Origin of the sequence: Falsiroseomonas sp. HW251, assembly GCF_050563545.1 — a bacterium.
GTDB lineage: Bacteria > Pseudomonadota > Alphaproteobacteria > Acetobacterales > Acetobacteraceae > Falsiroseomonas.
This window is the reverse complement of record NZ_JBNXUM010000020.1, coordinates 78675-94934: the sequence shown is the minus strand read 5'-3', so window position 1 is coordinate 94934 and position 16260 is coordinate 78675. Positions and strand designations below refer to the sequence as shown.

Sequence of the window (16260 nt, the reverse complement as noted above, 5' to 3'; positions counted from 1 at the left end):
GGCAGCCCTGCACACTTCCCCAAGGGCGTGCCGGGCGGATCGGCCGGGCCCGGCGATTCGCGTCCTCCGTGTGCGGTCTTCGGTCTGCACACGGAGGACGATCGCGGGCTATGCTGCAACGCATGGAGATCGTCGAGGCCGTGCTGGCCCTGATTTCGGCCTGCATCGTCTTCGCCCTGCTCGCGCGGCGCTGGCAGGTCCCCTATGCGGTGATCCTGGTGGTGGGCGGGATGGCGCTGGCCTTCATCCCGGGCCTGCCGCAGGTCACGCTGGACCCCGGCCTGGCGCTCGCCTTCTTCCTGCCGCCGCTGCTGATGGCGAGCGCCTGGCGAACGGACTGGCGGGCCTTCCGCGCGAATCTGCGGCCGATCCTGCTGCTGGCGGTGGGCTGCGTGCTGTTCACGACGCTGGCGATCGCGGTGGTGGCGAAGCTGCTGATCCCGGACCTGCCCTGGGCGGCGGCGGTCGCGCTCGGCGCCATCATCGCCCCGCCCGACGCCGTCGCGGCCGAGGCGGTGCTTCAGCGCCTGCCCATCCCGCGCCGCATCGTCGTCGTCCTGCAGGGCGAGAGCCTGGTGAACGACGCGACGGCGCTGGTGCTCTACCGCTTCGCCATCGCCGCCTTCGCCGCCGGCGGCGTCGCCTTCGAGCAAGCGGCCGGCAGCTTCGTCCTGGTCGCGGCCGGCGGCCTCGGCGTCGGGCTCGCCATCGCCTGGCTGGTGGAGCAGAGCTTCGCGCGCCTGCGCGACCCCATGCTGGTCACGGCGGCGAGCTTCATCGCCTGCTTCGCGTCCTTCCTCGCGGCGGAGAAGCTGCACCTGTCCGGCGTCATGGCCGTCGTCACCACCGGCCTGGTGCTGGGCCAACGCCAGCATCGCGTCATCACGCCGGAGATGCGGGTCGCCTCCGTCGCGGTCTGGAGCTTCACGGAATTCCTGCTGACCAGCCTGGTCTTCATCCTGGTCGGGCTGCAGCTTCGCGGCATCCTCTCGCGCATCGGGCAGTATGGCGACGGGCAGCTCCTGATGCTCGCGGCCGCGATCTCCGTCGCGCTGATCGTCTCGCGCTTCGTCTGGGTGTTCCCCGCGACCTACGTCCCGCGCCTGGTCCCCGCGATCCGCCGCCACGACCCCCACCCGTCCTGGCGGGAAACCTTCGTGGTGTCCTGGGCGGGGATGCGGGGCGTGGTGTCGCTGGCCGCCGCGCTGGCCCTGCCGCTCGATTTCCCGCAGCGCGACCTGCTGGTTTTCCTGTCCTTCTGCGCGATCCTCGCGACCCTGGTCGTGCAGGGCACGACGCTGGAATGGGTCATCCGGCGCCTGCAGGTCGAGGAGAAGCGCCCCCTCGGCATGGCGCGGGAGGAGGCGGTGGCGCGGCGGGCCGTCGCGCGGGCGACGCTGGCCGAGATCGAGCGGCGCGCCGAGGATATCCTGGAAGGCGCGGTGGCGCGCGACCTGCTCGAGGAGTATCGGGAGAAGGCGCGCGTCTTCCACGGCGTCGCCGACGGGCGCGGCCAGTCGGAGCTGGAGGCGCGGATGCGCATCCGGCTTGCCGCCCTGCGGGCCGGCCGCCTGGCGTTGCTGGACCACCATCGCGACGACGGCTTGTCGGACGAGCTTCTCGCTGCCATCGAGTCCGAGATCGACCTGGAGGAGCTTCGGATCCTGCGCCTGCTCGGCGTCGGGCCGGGCCATTGAGGAAAGCGGGATGGACCTCGCCGCGAGACTGAACGAGGCGCGCCGCGGGCTGCTGGACCTGTCCACGCGCAACCGGCTGCTGGCCCTGCCGAAGCCCGGCCGTTCGCGCGGCGTCGTGCTGCTGCACGACGAGGACGCGGATTTCGTGCTGGAACAGCTGCAGGACGGCAAGGCCTTCGCCTTCGAGGCCGCGGGGGAGGAACCGGCGGCCGGCGAGGCCGAGGCGAAGCCGAGGCGCCGGCGCGGCACGAAGCGCAGCGCCGAGGGCGTCGCGGCGGCGGACGCCACCAAGACGCGGGAGGAGGCGCGGACCGACATGCTGCTCCGCGCGCGCCTGGTGCCGGAGGAGCTGGCGCGGCGGCTGCGCGACCTCATGACGGATGCCCGCACCGCGCGGGAGGAGACGGGCGTCGCGACGCTGTCGCTCGCGATCGGCACGCTCGCCTGGCGCGATCCCGCGACGCCGGCCACGGAACGCCTGGCACCGCTGGTCCTGCTGCCCGTGACGCTGGAGCGCGAGGGGGTGTCGCAGCGCTTCCGGCTGCGCGCCTCGGGGCTCGAGGTGCAGGAGAACCTGTCGCTGCGCGAGAAGCTTGCGACCGAGTTCAAGGTGACGCTGCCGGATTTTCCCGCCGACGCCTACGACCCAACGCGCTGGGCCGAGGCGGTGCGGGCCGCGATCGGCGACCGCGAGGGCTGGACCGCCGATCCCGACGGCCTCGCCGTCGGGCTGTTCAGCTTCCAGAAATTCCTGATGTGGCGGGACCTCGATCCGTCGGTGAATCCGGGCCTGGTGGAGAACCCGGTCATCCGGGCGCTGGTCGGCGGCGAGATGCTGGCCTCGCCGCCGCCCTTCCCCGACGACGCCGAGGTGGACCGCGAGATCCCGGTCGAGCGGCTGGACCATGTGATGGACGTGGACGGCAGCCAGGCGCTGGCCGCCGAGGCCGTGCGTCGCGGCGGGCATACCGTCATCCAGGGTCCGCCGGGGACGGGCAAGTCGCAGACCATCCTCAACATCATCGCCCAGGCCGTGCTGGACGGGCGCAGCGTGCTGTTCGTGGCGGAGAAGCTCGCCGCGCTGGAAGTCGTGCAGCGCCGGCTCGGCGGCGTCGGGCTCGGGCCCGCCTGCCTCGAGCTGCATTCGGAGAAGCAGTCGAAGCGCGCGGTGCTGGACGAGCTCCGCGCGACCCTCGCCCTGCCCAATGCCGCGCGGCCGGAGCGCGAGACGCTGGTCAAGCGGCTGGGGTCGCTGCGCGCGCGGCTGAACGGCCATGCCGCGGCGATGGCCGCCGAGGTCGGCCAATCCGGCCGCAGGCTGCACGAGGTCGTGGGCAATCTGGTCGCGCTGCGCGCGCGCGAGGTCCCGCCGCCGGATTTCGCGCTGGACGCCGCGGGGTGGAACGCGACGCGCATCGCCGAAGGCCGCGCGGCGGTGATGGAGCTCGCCGCGCGCGCCGCGGAAGGCGGGCCGGATAGCCCGTGGAAGGGCGTGACGCGCGCGATCACGCCGCCCGACCAGGACCGGCTGCGCGCGCGGCTTTCGGGCTACATCCGCGCCTTCGCGGCAGGCGCGCGCGCGGCGGCCGGCCCGGCGGCGGCGCTCGGCCTCCCGCCGCCCGGCGCGGGAGGCGCGCGCGCGCTGCTGAAAGTGCTGGAGCACATGGACAGCGCGCCGGACTACGACGCCTCGACGCTGTCGCACCCCGCCTGGGCCGATCCCACGCCGCTGCGCGCGCTGGCCGAGGCGGCGACGCGGGTCGCCGCGGCGAAGCAGAACCGCGAGATCAAGCCCGGCGCCTTCGATGTCGAGGGCCTGGCGGAGGCGCGCGCCGCGCTGGCGCAGGGGGGCGGGATCCTGGGCTTCCTGTCGCCCTCGGTGCGCTCGGCGCGGGCGAAGGCGGCGCAGGTCACGGATGCCGCGGACCCGTTGCCGGCGATGGATCTCGCCATCGCCGCGCAGGAAGCGCAGCGGCTGCTGGCCGCGCAGGATGCGCTCGGCCGCGCGGCCTTCGGCAAGCTCTGGATCGGCAATCCCGCCGCGCTTGCCGGCCTGCTGGCCTGGCGCGACGCGCATCCCGACGGCTTCGTGGCGCTGCAGAAGCGCGTCGCGCTGGACGAGGACCCGCTGCGCGCGGCGATTACGGCGTTCGAGGAATTGTCGGCGCTGACCGGCATCGCCGACGCGCCCTTCGCGGAGCTGTCGTCTCGGCTGGTGGACTGGGCGGCCGCGCCGGACGGGCTGGCGTCATGGCTGGGCTGGCAGCGTGCGGTGCGGGAAGCCGGCCCCGACCTCGCGCCCCTCGCGGAGCGGCTGGCGGATGGCAGGCTGGCGCCGGAGGGGGCGATCGCGGCCTTCGACTACGCGCTCGACGAGGCGCTGATGAAGGCGGCGATGCGCGCGCGGCCGGAGCTCGCGGCTTTCGACGGCGCGGAATTCTCCCGCCTTGTCGCCGATTTCGCCGAGGCCGACCGCGCACGGATCGAGCTGGCGCGGAAGGAGGCGGCCTGGACGCATGGCCAGGCGCTGGCCCGCGTGCGCGCGGGCATGCCGGGCTACGACGTCCTGAAGGGCGAGTTCGAGAAGAAGCGCGGCCATCTGCCGGTGCGCGAGTTGCTGAACCGCGCGGGGCCGGCGATCCAGGCGGCGAAGCCGGTCTTCATGATGTCGCCGATGTCGGTCGCGCAGTTCCTGGCGCCGCCGGGCGGGCTGCGCCCGGCGCTGAGCTTCGACCTGCTGGTGATGGACGAGGCGTCGCAGATCGAGCCCGTGGACGCGCTCGGCGCGATCGCGCGCTGCCGGCAGGTCGTCGTCGTCGGCGACGACCGCCAGATGCCGCCCACCCGCTTCTTCCAGCGCCTGACCGGCGAGGACGACGCCGGGGAGGCCTTCGACGAGGGGCCGGTCGCGGCGCGGGAGGTCGAATCCATCCTCGGCCTGGCCAATGCCCGCGGCGTGCCGAACGTGATGCTGCGCTGGCACTACCGCAGCCGGCACGAGAGCCTGATCGCGACCTCGAACGCCGAGTTCTACGAGAACCGGCTGATGGTACTGCCCTCGCCGCGCGCGCGTTCCGCCACGCTCGGGCTGAACCTGGTGCGCGTGGACGGCGAATGGAAGGAAGGCGCCGGCGTCAACGAGGCCGAGGCGCAGGCGGTGGCACAGGCCGTGATGCGCCATGCCAGGGAGACGCCGCGCGACACGCTCGGCGTGGCGGCGTTCAGCATCCGCCAGCGCGACGCGATCCTGGATGCGCTCGAGAAGCTGCGGCGCGAGGATCCGTCCTGCGACGCCTTCTTCGCCGCCAATCCGGACGAGCCCTTCTTCGTCAAGAACCTGGAGAACGTGCAGGGCGACGAGCGCGACGCCATCATGATCAGCGTGGGCTATGCGCGCGGCGCCGACGGCAAGGTCGCGATGCGCTTCGGCCCGCTCTCGGCCGATGGCGGGGAGCGGCGGCTGAACGTGCTGATCACGCGCGCGAAGAAGCGCTGCGTCGTGTTCAGCGGCCTGACCGCGGACGACATCGACCTCGACCGCGCGGCGGGGCGCGGCGTCGCGGCGCTGAAGACCTTCCTGCGCGTCGCGGCGGCGGGCGAGATGCGGCGCGTGGAGGGGGCGGAGCCCGCCGCGCCGCTGTCGCGCGTCATCGCGGCCGACATCGCGGCGGCGGGCCGCGAAGCCGTCGCGCGGGTCGGCATCTCCGGCCTCTTCCTCGACGTCGCGGCGCGGGAGGGGACGGATTTCGTGCTCGGCGTGGAGGCCGATGCCGGGGACTGGGCCGGCGTGCGCGCTGCGCGCGACCGCGAACGCGGCCGCGCCGCGGCGCTCGGCATGATGGGGTGGAAGCTGCACCGCGCCTGGTCGCTGGCCTGGCTGCAGCGGCCGGAGACGGAGCGCACGCGGCTGCGCGACGCGCTGTTCGCCGCGCAAACCGCCGAGCCCGAGCCGCCGCCGCCCGCACCGCCGCCGCCGCCACCCCCGGCACCGGTCGAGGCGCGCCCCGCTGAGCCCGAGCCGCCGGCACCGCCGCCGCCATCCCCTGCACCGGTCGAGGCGCGCCCCGCCGAGCCCGAACCGCCGCCGCCCGCACCGCCACCACCCCCGGCACCGGTCGAGGCGCGCCGTGCCGAGCCCGAGCCGCCGCCCCCGCCGATGCCGCCGGCACCGGTCGAGACGCGACCCGTCGCGGCGCCGCCACCGCCGCCACCGCCGCCGCCGGCCGAGGCCGCACCGGTCGCGCCGGCGCCGCCGATGCCGACGCCGCCTTCTCCCGCGCGTGCCGAACCCGATCCCGGCCTCGCCAAGCCGTATGCCGAGGCGGTGCTGGAGGTCCCGAAGGAGTCCGGCATCCCCGCCGTGCCCTTCGCGACGCTCTCCGGGATCATCGCCGCGATCGTCGCGACGGAGCAGCCCGTCACGGCGGAGGCCATCGCGGAACGCATGCGCATCCTGTGGGGCAAGCCCTCACTCGGCGCCGCGGACCGCGCAGCGATCCAGCAGGCGCTGCGGCTGGCCGGGCAGTTGCAGGGCGTGTCGCAGCGCGACGGGTTCTGGAGCGCGGAAGGCGCCGCGCCGGTCGTCCCGCGCGACCGCCGCGCCGCCGCGCCGCATCTGCGCCGTCCCGCGATGATCGCGCCGGCCGAGGTGGAGGCGGCGTGCCGCGCGCTGCTGGCGGCCGCGCCCTTCTCGACCGAGCAGGAACTCGCGGCGGGCGCCGTGCGCATGCTGGGACTGGACGCGAATGCGGCGCCCGCGATCTCGGCGCGCGTCGCTTCCCTCGTCGGGTCGGGAACAATCCTTCTGCGGACTTGATTCGGCGCTCCGTCCCCCGCGCGCAACCAACCCTGCGGGGAGGGCGTTGCCCGCCCATCGGACCCGCAAGTGGTCCCGAGGCGAGGAGCGACATCATGAACGCAAGACTTCCGGGCGCATTGGCGCTGGGGTTGATCGTGGCGGCATGCGGCACCAATCCGCAGGATCGGACGACGGGCGGCGCAGCTGCGGGCGCAGGCACGGGTGCGGTGATCGGATCGGTCGGCGGCCCGGTTGGCGCGCTGGCGGGCGCGGGCATCGGCGGCGCCGCGGGCGCGATCACCGGCGCGACGACGACGCCGGACCAGGTGAACCTCGGCCGTCCGCCGTGGGACAACCCTGAGGTTCGCGTCCCCGGCGACAGCCGCAGCAGCGGCGCACGCAGCCGCGGCACCGCGAGCGCCTCGAACGGCGAGACGCGTCGCCTGCAGCAGGCGCTGAACGCGCAGGGCTACGACGTCGGCCCGGCGGACGGCGTGTACGGCCCGCGCACGCGCGAAGCCGTGATGGACTACCAGCGCCGCAACAACATGGCCGCGACCGGCACGCCGGACCGGCAGATGCTGAGCAGCCTCGGCGCCGGGACGGCCGGCGGCGCGGCGGCGGGCGGCGGGAGCCGCGGGACGTCCTCCGACCGCGCCTACATGGGCGGCGGCAGCACGACGGCGCAGGCGCCGGTGACGGGCACGCAGGGCACGACGGTCCCGGGCACGACCACCCAGGGCGTGGCGCGCGGCACCAGCCCCGGCCCGGCGACGGGATCGACCGACGGACTGACGGGGTCGTCCAATTCGGGCGCGCCGCTCAACGCGCAAGGCCAGCCGCGCGTGACGACGCCGGCCAGCCCCGGCGTGGCGCCGCCGAACACCAGCAGCAACTCGCCGAACCCGAACTTCAGCGGCAACCAGAACGACCGCAACAGCGGCGGCCGCTGAGCGGATGAAAACGGGGGGGGCGGGCGACCGCCCCCCCCTTTTCCGTGCCTAGGTCCCGAACATGGTGTTCGGCAGGAAGGTCACGATCGCCGGGAATACCGTGACCAGCGCGACGGCGGCCAACATCAGGAAGAAGAAGGGCATCGTGTTGCGCGTCACGGTCAGGATGTCCTTGCCCGTCAATCCCTGCAGCACGAAGAGGTTGAATCCCACGGGCGGCGTGATCTGCGCGAGCTCGACCACAAGCACGATGAAGATGCCGAACCAGATGAGGTCGAAGCCGGTCTGCGCGATGATCGGCAGCACGACGGAGACCGTCAGGACGATCATGCTGATCCCGTCGATGAAGCAGCCCAGCACCAGGTAGATCAGGGTCAGCACCAGGATAATGGCGAAGGGGCTGAAGCCCTGCGCGCCGACCCACGCCGCCATCGCGGCGGGGATGCCGGAATAGGCCATCGCCTTGGTCAGGAAGGCCGCCCCTGCCAGGATCAGGTTGATCATGCACGACGTCCGCACCGCGCCCATGAGGCTGTCGGTGAAGCTGGTCCAGTTCAGCGTGCCGCCCCAGGCAGAGAGGATCAGCGCGCCGACCACGCCGAACACCGCGGCCTCCGTCGCCGTGGCCCAGCCGAAATAGATGCTGCCCATTACGAAGGCGATCAGCAGCACCACGGGGATCAACTGGCCCGAGGCCTTCAGCTTCTCCCCGAACGGCATGGGCGGATCCGCGGGCGGCGTCAGCGCAGGGTTCAGCAGCGACCACACCGCGATGTAGCCGCTGAACAGCGCCATGAGCATGATCCCGGGGAGCACGCCCGCGATGAAGAGCCGCACGATCGAGACCTCGGCCGCGACGCCGTAGACGATCATTACGATCGAGGGCGGGATGAGCAGGCCGAGCGTGCCCGCGCCGGCCAGGCTACCGATCGCCATCGGCGCGTGATAGCCGCGCGCGAGCAGCGCAGGCAGCGACATCTTGCCGATGGTCGCGGCCGTCGCGGCGCTGCTGCCGGAAACCGCGGCGAAGATGCCGCAGCCGATGACGTTGACATGCATCAGCCGCCCCGGCAGGCGCTGCACCCAGGGGGCGAGCCCTTTGAACATGTCCTCGCTCAACCGCGTCCGGAACAGGATCTCGCCCATCCAGATGAAGAGCGGCAGCGCGGCCAGCGTCCAGGACGCAACGGAGGCCCAGATCGCGCTCGCCGCCACCTTCTCCGCCGGGAACGCCGCCATGCCCGGCAGCAGCATCGGCATCACGACGATGCCGACCAGCCCTGTCGCGAGAAGGCCGAGCCCGATCCAGACGCCGAGCGCGAGGATCGCGAAGAGCGCGCCGAGCAGGATGAGACCCGCCTCGGTCTGGGCGAGTTCCATCGTCAGATCTCCTCGGTCGCGCGCTGCAGCGCCGAAGCCTCCGCCGCGCGGCGGTAGGACGGCGTGCCGCCGGCCAGGTGGACCGCCAGGTCGTCCAGCAACGCGACCGCGAACAGGATGCAGCCGGCGGCGCAGGCGGCCTGCGGGTACCACAGAATCCAGGGCACGGTGCCCTGGGCCACGTCCTCGAACTGCCAGGAATCATAGGCGAGGTCGGCCATCGCCCAGGCCATGAAGCCGCAGAGCCCGGCGGTGAGCGCCAGCGCCAGCGCCTCCATGAAGAAACGCGCGCTGCCCCGCAGATGGCCGATGATCAGGTCCACCCGGATATGCGCGCCGTGGCGGAAGGCATAGGCCAGCGGCAGCAGCGCCGAGCCCGCCACCGCGAAGGCCGTGAGATCGTCCGCGCCCGCGAAGACCAGGCCGAACTGCCGCCCGATCACCTGGGCCGCGATGATGCCGGCGATCGCGGCGAGCGAGACGCCCCCCGCGATGCCGCCGAGCAGATAGAGCGCGTCCAGCGCGCGTCGGATCACGCGGCCCTCAGGCGCGGCGATAGGCCTCGATGAGCTTCGCCCCGTCCTCGCCGGCGCGCTGCACCCATTCGTCGGTCATCTGCCGGCTGACGCGGCGAAGCCCCTCCAGGAACTCCGGCGTCGGCGGGGCGATCTGCATGCCGCGACTGCCCAGCGTCGCTTCCGTGCTGCGCTGCGCTTCCTCGGCCAGCTGGTAGCCGCGGGTCTCGGCCTTCGCGGCGGCCTCGCGCACCGCCTGCTGCTGCGCGGCCGGCAGGGCGTCCAGGGCGCGGCGGGACACCATCACGGCGTTCTTCGTCATGGAGAAGCCGAGCGGCGTGAAGACCCGCGCATAGTCCCAGGCCGAGGTGTCGACGCCGGTCTGGGCGGAGGTGATCTGCGCCTGCACGACGCCGGTGGCGAAGGCCTGGGCGAGCTCCGCGGCCTGCACCAGCGTCGGCTGCGCGCCGACGATGGTGGCGAAGCGGTTGGTGGCCGGGGAGAAGGTGCGGAAGCGCAGGCCGCGCAGGCCCTCGATCGTCGGGATGGGCTGCTGCGCGTAGAGGCCCGCGGGCGGCCAGGGCACCATGTAGAGCAGGCTCATGCCCTGCCGCGCCAGCCGCGCCTCGATATAGGGCTTCTGCAAATCGGCGAGCTTCTTGGCCTCGGCGAAGTTGGTGACGAGTTGCGGGATGGCGTCGGCGTCGAAGAAGACGTCCTCGTTGGAATAGGCGGTCAGCAGGATCTCGCCGACCTGCACCTGGCCGGTCTGCACGCCGCGCTTGATCTGCGGCATGGGCAGCAGGGACGCGCCGGAATGCAGCTGGATCTGGAGCGCGTTGTTCGTCGCCGCCTGGATCTCGTCGATCATGGTGCGGATGTTGCGGGTGTGGAAGTTGCCGTCGGGATAGGCGGTGGCGCACTGCCAGCGATTGGCCTGCGCGAAGGCGGGGCGGATGATGGCGGCGGCGGCAAGGGCGGCGGTCGCGCCCAGGACCTGGCGACGGGTCGGCATGCTGATTCTCCCGAGGTGAAACTCTCCCGGATCCGACAATCGCCGCGACGCGCCGCCGCGGCAAGGGGGTCACCCTGGCAGCGCGGCAGGGATGGCGGCTTGGCGGGCGGACGGTGGCGCTGGCATCGTGGCCGAGGAGATGCGCCGGGGGTTCATCCGGCCGCCGGGACCGGGCATCGCCACGCCGGCCCCCTGCCCTGTCAGGCGAATCGAAGGTGCCGCGCCGCAGCGCCGGGCGAGGGCAACTGGGATACCAGTTGTGTGCCGGCAGGCGCCGCTGCTAGTCTTTCCACCCACCGCAGCGGAGACGCCGCCATGAAGCCCTGGGACGGCATCATTCCCGAGGAGGAGCAGCGCGCCTACAACGCCGCCGGCTTCGGCCGCGCCTCCGGCCTCGGCAGGCGCCCGGCGCTGCTGATCATCGACGTCCAGTACCGCACGGTCGGCACAAGGCCGATGCCGTTCGACGAGGCGATCCGGGAATTCCCGACCTCCTGCGGGGAGTGGGGCTGGCAGGCCGTCGGCAACATCCGCAGGCTGCTTGCGACCTTCCGCGCGCGCGGCTGGCCGGTGCTCTATCCCCATGTCTCGCCGAAGGAGAGCTTCGACCAGGGGCGGCTCGCGCAGAAGGTGCCGGCGCTGATGACCGTCGCGCGCAACGGCTACGACTTTGTGGAGGAAGTGAAGCCGCAGGAGACGGAGATCCTGCTGCCGAAGAAGCACCCCTCGGCCTTCTTCGGCACGCCGCTGGCGAGCTACCTGATCGACCTCGGCGCCGACACGCTGGTGGTGACGGGCTGTACGACCAGCGGCTGCGTGCGCGGATCGGTCGTGGATGGCTTCGCCTACAACTTCAAGGTCGTGGTGCCCCATGACGCGGTCTACGACCGCAGCAGGGTCTCGCACGCCGTGAACCTCTTCGACATGGCGTCGAAATACGCCGATGTCATGACATCGGAGGAATGCCTGGCGGCGCTCGGCGCGCTGCGCGCGGCGGCCTGACGATGATGGACCTGCTGCTGGCCGGCGGCCGGGCCGTGCTGCCGGGCCAGGCGGCGCCGGTCGCCTGCGACATCGCGACCGCGGGCGGCAGGATCGCAGCCATCCTGGCGCCGGGCACGGATGTGCCGGCAGCGGAGCGCGTGGCGCTGAAGGGGCTGACCGTGCTGCCCGGCGCGATCGACGCGCATCTGCATCTCGGCCACGGCAAGGACATCTCCCGCCCGCGCGTGCCCGGAGATGCGGATCGGGAGAGCGCCGCGGCGGCTGCGGGCGGGATCACCTGCTTCGTCCCGTATCTGATGGCCACCGAGCCTTTCGCGGAGATCCTGGACGGGGTGATCGAGGTCACGCAGGCGGGATCGCGGATCGACTTCGGCTACCACCCCATCGTCTCGACCGAGGCGCAGCTGGCGGAAGTGCCGATGCTGGCGCGCGAGCGGGGCGCGCCGAGCTTCAAGATCTTCATGAACAACCGCGGCGGCGAGGGGAAGCGGCTCGGCCTGCCCGACATCGACGACGGCTTCCTGCTGCGGCTCTGCGAGGCCGCGGCCGCGCATGGCGGCATGGTCTGCCCGCATCCCGAGACCATCGAGATGGCCTGGGTGCTGCGCGACCGCGTCATGAAGGCCGACCCCGAGGGCAAGGGCGGCCTGTCGGCCTGGAACGCCACGCGCCCGCCCTTCGTCGAGGCCGACGCCGTGCAGCGCGCGGCCTACGTCGCACGGATCACCGGCGCGCCGCTCTATGTCGTGCACACCTCCTCGGCCGAGGCGCTGGACGCGGCGCTGCGCCAGCGCGCCGCCGGCGCCCGGGTCTTCGTGGAGACCTGCCCGCATTACCTCACGCATGACATCGGGTGGGAAGGCGGCGTGATTGGCAAGATCAACCCGCCGCTGCGCGAAGCGTCCGACCGGGAAGCGCTATGGCGCGGGTTGCTGGACGGCAGCGTGGACACCGTCGCGACGGACCATGTGCATCGCGACGTCTCGTCCAAGGAGGGCGGGATCTGGACGGCTTCGCCGGGCTGCCCGGGGATGGAGACGATGCTGCCGGTGCTGCTGAGCGAGGGGCATGCGAAGCGCGGGCTGAGCCTGGCGCGCATCGCCGCGCTGACTGCGACAAACCCGGCAGGGATCATGGGGCTGAACGACAAGGGCGCGATCGCGCCGGGGCTGGATGCCGATCTCGCCATCGTGGACCCCGCCGCGCGCTGGACGGTGACGCGGGACGGCGTGGTCTCCTCCGCGGGCTATTCGATCTATGAAGGACAGGAACTGACGGGGCGCGTCGTCCACACGCTGGTTCGCGGCCGCTTCGCGCTGCGCGACGGCACGCTGCAGGACGACGCGATCGGCACCGGGCGCTACGTCCAACGCCGGCTTCTCCACGCCGGAGCCGCGTAGCCGCCTCGTTCAACGGTTGCTCACCGCCCCGATCGCGATGCCCGTGTTGGCGAAGGGCAGCAGCAGGTTCACGACCTTCTGCACGTCCGTCGCCGCCGCCGCCGAGACGAACATCGTGTCGCGGTTGCGCATCGGGAAGGCATTGGCGAGGAAGAGGCCGCTCGGCTCCGACATGTCGGCCTGGTAGACCGTCAGCAGCTCCTCGTTGCCCGGCGGCACCTGCAGCCCGATCGCCGCCAGCACCCGCGCGCGCTCGTTGCGGAAGACGAAGACGGCGCGGGAGTCGGCGCGGTCGTCCTGCAGCCCGCCCGCCCGCGCGATCGCATCGCCGAGGTTCAGCCGCGTATCCTCGAACGGCATGCGCCGGTTCACCGGGCTGAGGGAGGCCATCGGCCCCGTCGCGCCGAGCGCGAGGAAGTAGCGCGGCTCCCGGCTGACGAAGACGACGTCGCCGGCGCGCAGCTGGATGTTCTGCTCCGGCCGGCCCGCGATGTCCGACAGCAGCGCGCGGTCCACGAGCCGCCCGCGCTGCAGCGTGATCACCGTCTCGTAGGCCGGGAAGCGCGGGCCGCCGGCGCGCGAGAGCGCGTTCAGCAGCCGCTCGCCCGCGGGATCGAGCGGGAACTGGAGCGAGGTGTAGACGTCGCCCATGACGCTGACGAGGTTGGACCGCCGGTCGCCGAGCTGGACGATGACCTGCGGCTCCAGCGCGCGGCCGGCCAGGCGATCCTCCAGCCGCTTGGAGAGCTCGGCCGGGGTCAGCCCCTCGGCCCGCACCGCGCCGGCATAGGGCACGGTGATGGTGCCGCCGCGGCCGACCTGCTGGGGCGGCAGCTGGATGAAGTTGCCGGGCCGCGCGCCGGCCTGGGGCGGGATGAAGAGCCCGCCCGACGACGCCTCGAAGACCGTGATGTGCAGCGTGTCGCCGATGCCGATGCGCGGGTCGAAGGCGCGCTCCGCAACGGTCTGGCGGCCGAACACCATCGGCCTCTCCTCGGCTTCGAGGCGGGAGACCACGTTCGGCGTCAGCGGGACATAGGCGTACCAGACGCGCTGGCCGCCATCGGCCTCGATGGCGCGCACGCCGGCGCTTTCCGGCAACTGGTTGAAGCGCGGTCCGGCCGAGGGCAGGAAATTCGCGCAGCCCGCCGCGAGCAGCGCCGTCGGCGCCAGGACCAGCAGGGATCTTCTAGACGTCACGGCCTCGGTCCGGGCGGTGGTCCGGGGGAAGACTCACGCTCGCTTGCCGGGCGACAGACGCCTGGCCCCTGCCAGGCGTCCCGCCCTGGTCTGCATATCGCAGTCAACCACTTGTCACCATCCACTTCGATTCGGTCAAAGCCGAAGCCGGCAATGGGCCGGATTCATTCGGCACGGCGTAGCCGCGCCACATGAACCAGGCGCCTCCACCGGACGGGTAGCCCTGCCGACCTCCCCCGCGCCATGCTGGCCGCGGGAAAGGGGACGGATCATGCGCGGACCCGCGGTGATGCTGAGCCAGTTCATGGGCGACACGGCGCCCTTCGACAGCCTGCACGGCGTCGTCGGCTGGCTCGCCGGGCATGGGTATGTGGGGGTGCAGGTGCCGGTGCACGATCCCCGCCTGATCGAGCTGGAACGCGCCGCGGCCGACGACGCGTATTGCCGCGACTACATCGCAGGGCTCGCGGCGCTCGGCGTCGAGGTCACGGAGCTGGCGGCGCATCGCGCGGGGCAGCTGCTGGCGGTGAACCCGGCCTTCGCGGCGCTGAACGACGTCTTCGCGCCGGCGGCGCTGCGCGGCGATCCCGCCTCGCATCGGGCCTGGGCGGAACACCAGCTTCGGCTGGCGATCGAGGCCGCGGCGCGGCTCGGCCTACGTCGCGTCGCGACCTTTTCCGGCGCCTTCGCCTGGCCCTACGCCTACCCCTGGCCCCCTGCCCCGCCGGCGCTGATCGCCGCGGCCTTCGAGGAACTCGCGCGGCGCTGGCGGCCGCTGCTGGACCATGCCGAGGCGCATGGCGTCGATCTCTGCTTCGAGCTGCATCCCGGCGAGGACCTGCATGACGGCGTGACCTTCGACCGCTTCCTCGGCCTGGTGGACGGACACCGGCGCGCGCGCATCCTGTTCGATCCCAGCCACATGCTGCTGCAGCACATGGACTATCTCGGCTTCATCGAGCTCTACGCCGATCGCATCGCCGCCTTCCACGTGAAGGACGCGGAGTTCGTGACGAGCCCGCGCAGCGGCGTCCATGGCGGCTTTCAGGACTGGGCGCAGCGGCCCGGGCGCTTCCGCTCGCCAGGCGACGGGCAGGTGGATTTCAGGGGCGTGTTCTCCCGCCTCGCCGCCGCCGGCTACGACGGGTGGTGCGTGCTGGAGTGGGAGTGCTGGCTGAAGCGGAAGGAGGACGGCGCGGCGGAAGGCGCGCCCTTCATCCGGCGGCACATGATCGCCACGACGCCGGCGCCCTTCGACGCCGCCCTGCGCCAGGGGATGGACCGGGCGACGGCGCGGCGCATCCTCGGGATCGACCCGTGACCGCGATCGGAGGCTTCGCCGGCAGGCGGCGCCGTGCGGCGCGGCGCGCTCAGGCCGGGCCGGCCAGCGCGGCGCGGCCCTTCGCCGTCAGGTCGTAGACGCCGCGCTCGACGCGCTCGAACCAGCCATAGACGTTGCGCAGCAGGATCGCCGGCGCGTCGGGTTCCAGCGCCTTCACCTCGCGCGGGCGACGCGGGCCGTCGCGCAGCGCCTCGGCGCAGCGCAGCGCGGCCTGGCGATAGGCGGTCATCACGGGACGGCGGTTGCCGCCGCCAGGGGTGGGATCGCCCTGGCGGCGCCGGTGTTCCTTCAGCAGCCCGGCCCGGCGCGGCAGGTTGCGGCGCGGGCGGTACGGCGCGGGCTCGGCCAGTACCTCAACGCGGCCGGTCGAGACCGTCACCGCCAGCAGCCCGAATCCCAGCATGCGGCAGAGGCGGTGCGCGCGGCGGTCTCGGTCGCGCCCGCTGCGCGTCATCCGCACCGCCAGCCAGACCTCGTCGCAGCAGGGCGCGCGGTCCACGCCCTGCAGCACGAGTTCCAGCGTGAAGCCCGCCTTCATCTCCGCAATCACCAGGAAGGGCGGATCGCCCGCCCGGATCGCGACGACGTCGCAGCCCATCACCTCGCCCTTGGGATCGAGCCCGAGTCCGAGGAGATGCGCCTTCACCGCGGCGTAGAGCGACGATTCGCGAAAACGCGCCATGCCGCGCCGGGATGCCGGCGCGGCACGGCGGCCGTCAATGCCGCGATAGGCGCGGCGCGCCGGCGCTCAGTAGCCCGGGCGGACCGTCACGGTCGGCTGGGCCGGCGCGACATAGGTGGTCGCGGGCTGCTGCTGCGGCACGACGACGGTCGCCTGCTGCGGCGGACGCTCGCGCTCGACATAGGTGCAGGCGGAGGCCAATCCGCCGGCGGCGGCCAGCACGGCGGCCATGGTCAGGCTGCGAAGGACGCGTGACATCTTCTGCTCCTCTCC

The 16260-nt window shown here is 72.9% G+C and carries 12 protein-coding genes; 6 read left to right on the top strand and 6 right to left on the bottom strand.

Features of this window, described 5'->3' with window-relative positions; genetic code table 11:
* The first annotated feature begins 122 nt into the window (after positions 1 to 122).
* The 3 genes from ACLF3M_RS22620 (at position 123) to ACLF3M_RS22610 (ending at position 7448) form a co-directional block, all read left to right on the top strand.
* Positions 123 to 1697, top strand: coding sequence for a Na+/H+ antiporter (locus ACLF3M_RS22620; protein WP_430659251.1), 1575 nt, complete (start codon positions 123 to 125; stop codon positions 1695 to 1697).
* A gap of 10 nt (positions 1698 to 1707) precedes the next feature.
* On the top strand, positions 1708 to 6513 hold the full coding sequence (locus tag ACLF3M_RS22615; protein WP_430659250.1) for a DUF4011 domain-containing protein: 4806 nt from the start codon (positions 1708 to 1710) through the stop codon (positions 6511 to 6513).
* Positions 6514 to 6608: 95 nt separating this feature from the next.
* On the top strand, positions 6609 to 7448 hold the full coding sequence (locus tag ACLF3M_RS22610) for a peptidoglycan-binding protein (RefSeq protein WP_430659249.1): 840 nt from the start codon (positions 6609 to 6611) through the stop codon (positions 7446 to 7448).
* A gap of 48 nt (positions 7449 to 7496) precedes the next feature.
* Here ACLF3M_RS22610 and ACLF3M_RS22605 read toward each other — a convergent pair whose 3' ends face one another.
* Genes ACLF3M_RS22605 through ACLF3M_RS22595 form a run of 3 tightly spaced genes read right to left on the bottom strand, consistent with a single transcriptional unit; the run spans position 7497 to position 10358 of the window.
* Positions 7497 to 8828 (bottom strand): TRAP transporter large permease, encoded by a 1332-nt coding sequence (locus tag ACLF3M_RS22605; RefSeq protein ID WP_430659248.1) that lies wholly within the window; start codon positions 8826 to 8828, stop codon positions 7497 to 7499.
* Positions 8829 to 8830: 2 nt separating this feature from the next.
* A complete protein-coding gene (locus tag ACLF3M_RS22600) occupies positions 8831 to 9364 on the bottom strand; it encodes a TRAP transporter small permease (protein WP_430659247.1) in 534 nt (177 codons plus the stop codon).
* Between the two features lie 7 nt (positions 9365 to 9371).
* Positions 9372 to 10358 (bottom strand): TRAP transporter substrate-binding protein, encoded by a 987-nt coding sequence (locus tag ACLF3M_RS22595; RefSeq protein ID WP_430659246.1) that lies wholly within the window; start codon positions 10356 to 10358, stop codon positions 9372 to 9374.
* 315 nt (positions 10359 to 10673) lie between these two features.
* Between ACLF3M_RS22595 and ACLF3M_RS22590 the strand changes: the two genes are divergently transcribed.
* Positions 10674 to 11360: an isochorismatase family protein gene (locus tag ACLF3M_RS22590; protein ID WP_430659245.1), complete on the top strand. Its 687-nt coding sequence runs from the start codon at positions 10674 to 10676 to the stop codon at positions 11358 to 11360.
* On the top strand, positions 11321 to 12763 hold the full coding sequence (locus ACLF3M_RS22585; RefSeq protein ID WP_430659244.1) for a dihydroorotase: 1443 nt from the start codon (positions 11321 to 11323) through the stop codon (positions 12761 to 12763). The genes ACLF3M_RS22590 and ACLF3M_RS22585 overlap by 40 nt, the downstream gene beginning before the upstream one ends.
* A 9-nt stretch (positions 12764 to 12772) precedes the next feature.
* Here the strand turns inward: ACLF3M_RS22585 and ACLF3M_RS22580 are convergent, their stop codons facing one another.
* The gene (locus tag ACLF3M_RS22580; protein WP_430659243.1) at positions 12773 to 13963 is read right to left on the bottom strand and encodes a polysaccharide biosynthesis/export family protein; all 1191 of its coding nucleotides are present in this window, start codon (positions 13961 to 13963) and stop codon (positions 12773 to 12775) included.
* A gap of 271 nt (positions 13964 to 14234) precedes the next feature.
* On the opposite strand from ACLF3M_RS22580, the gene ACLF3M_RS22575 reads away from it, so the two are divergent.
* Positions 14235 to 15284: a sugar phosphate isomerase/epimerase family protein gene (locus ACLF3M_RS22575; protein ID WP_430659242.1), complete on the top strand. Its 1050-nt coding sequence runs from the start codon at positions 14235 to 14237 to the stop codon at positions 15282 to 15284.
* A 49-nt stretch (positions 15285 to 15333) separates the two neighbouring features.
* Here ACLF3M_RS22575 and ACLF3M_RS22570 read toward each other — a convergent pair whose 3' ends face one another.
* Both ACLF3M_RS22570 and ACLF3M_RS22565 read right to left on the bottom strand, forming a co-directional pair.
* Positions 15334 to 15987 (bottom strand): DUF2161 domain-containing phosphodiesterase, encoded by a 654-nt coding sequence (locus tag ACLF3M_RS22570; RefSeq protein ID WP_430659241.1) that lies wholly within the window; start codon positions 15985 to 15987, stop codon positions 15334 to 15336.
* A 66-nt stretch (positions 15988 to 16053) separates the two neighbouring features.
* Positions 16054 to 16245, bottom strand: coding sequence for a hypothetical protein (locus ACLF3M_RS22565; RefSeq protein ID WP_430659240.1), 192 nt, complete (start codon positions 16243 to 16245; stop codon positions 16054 to 16056).
* Between the last annotated feature and the right edge of the window lie 15 nt (positions 16246 to 16260).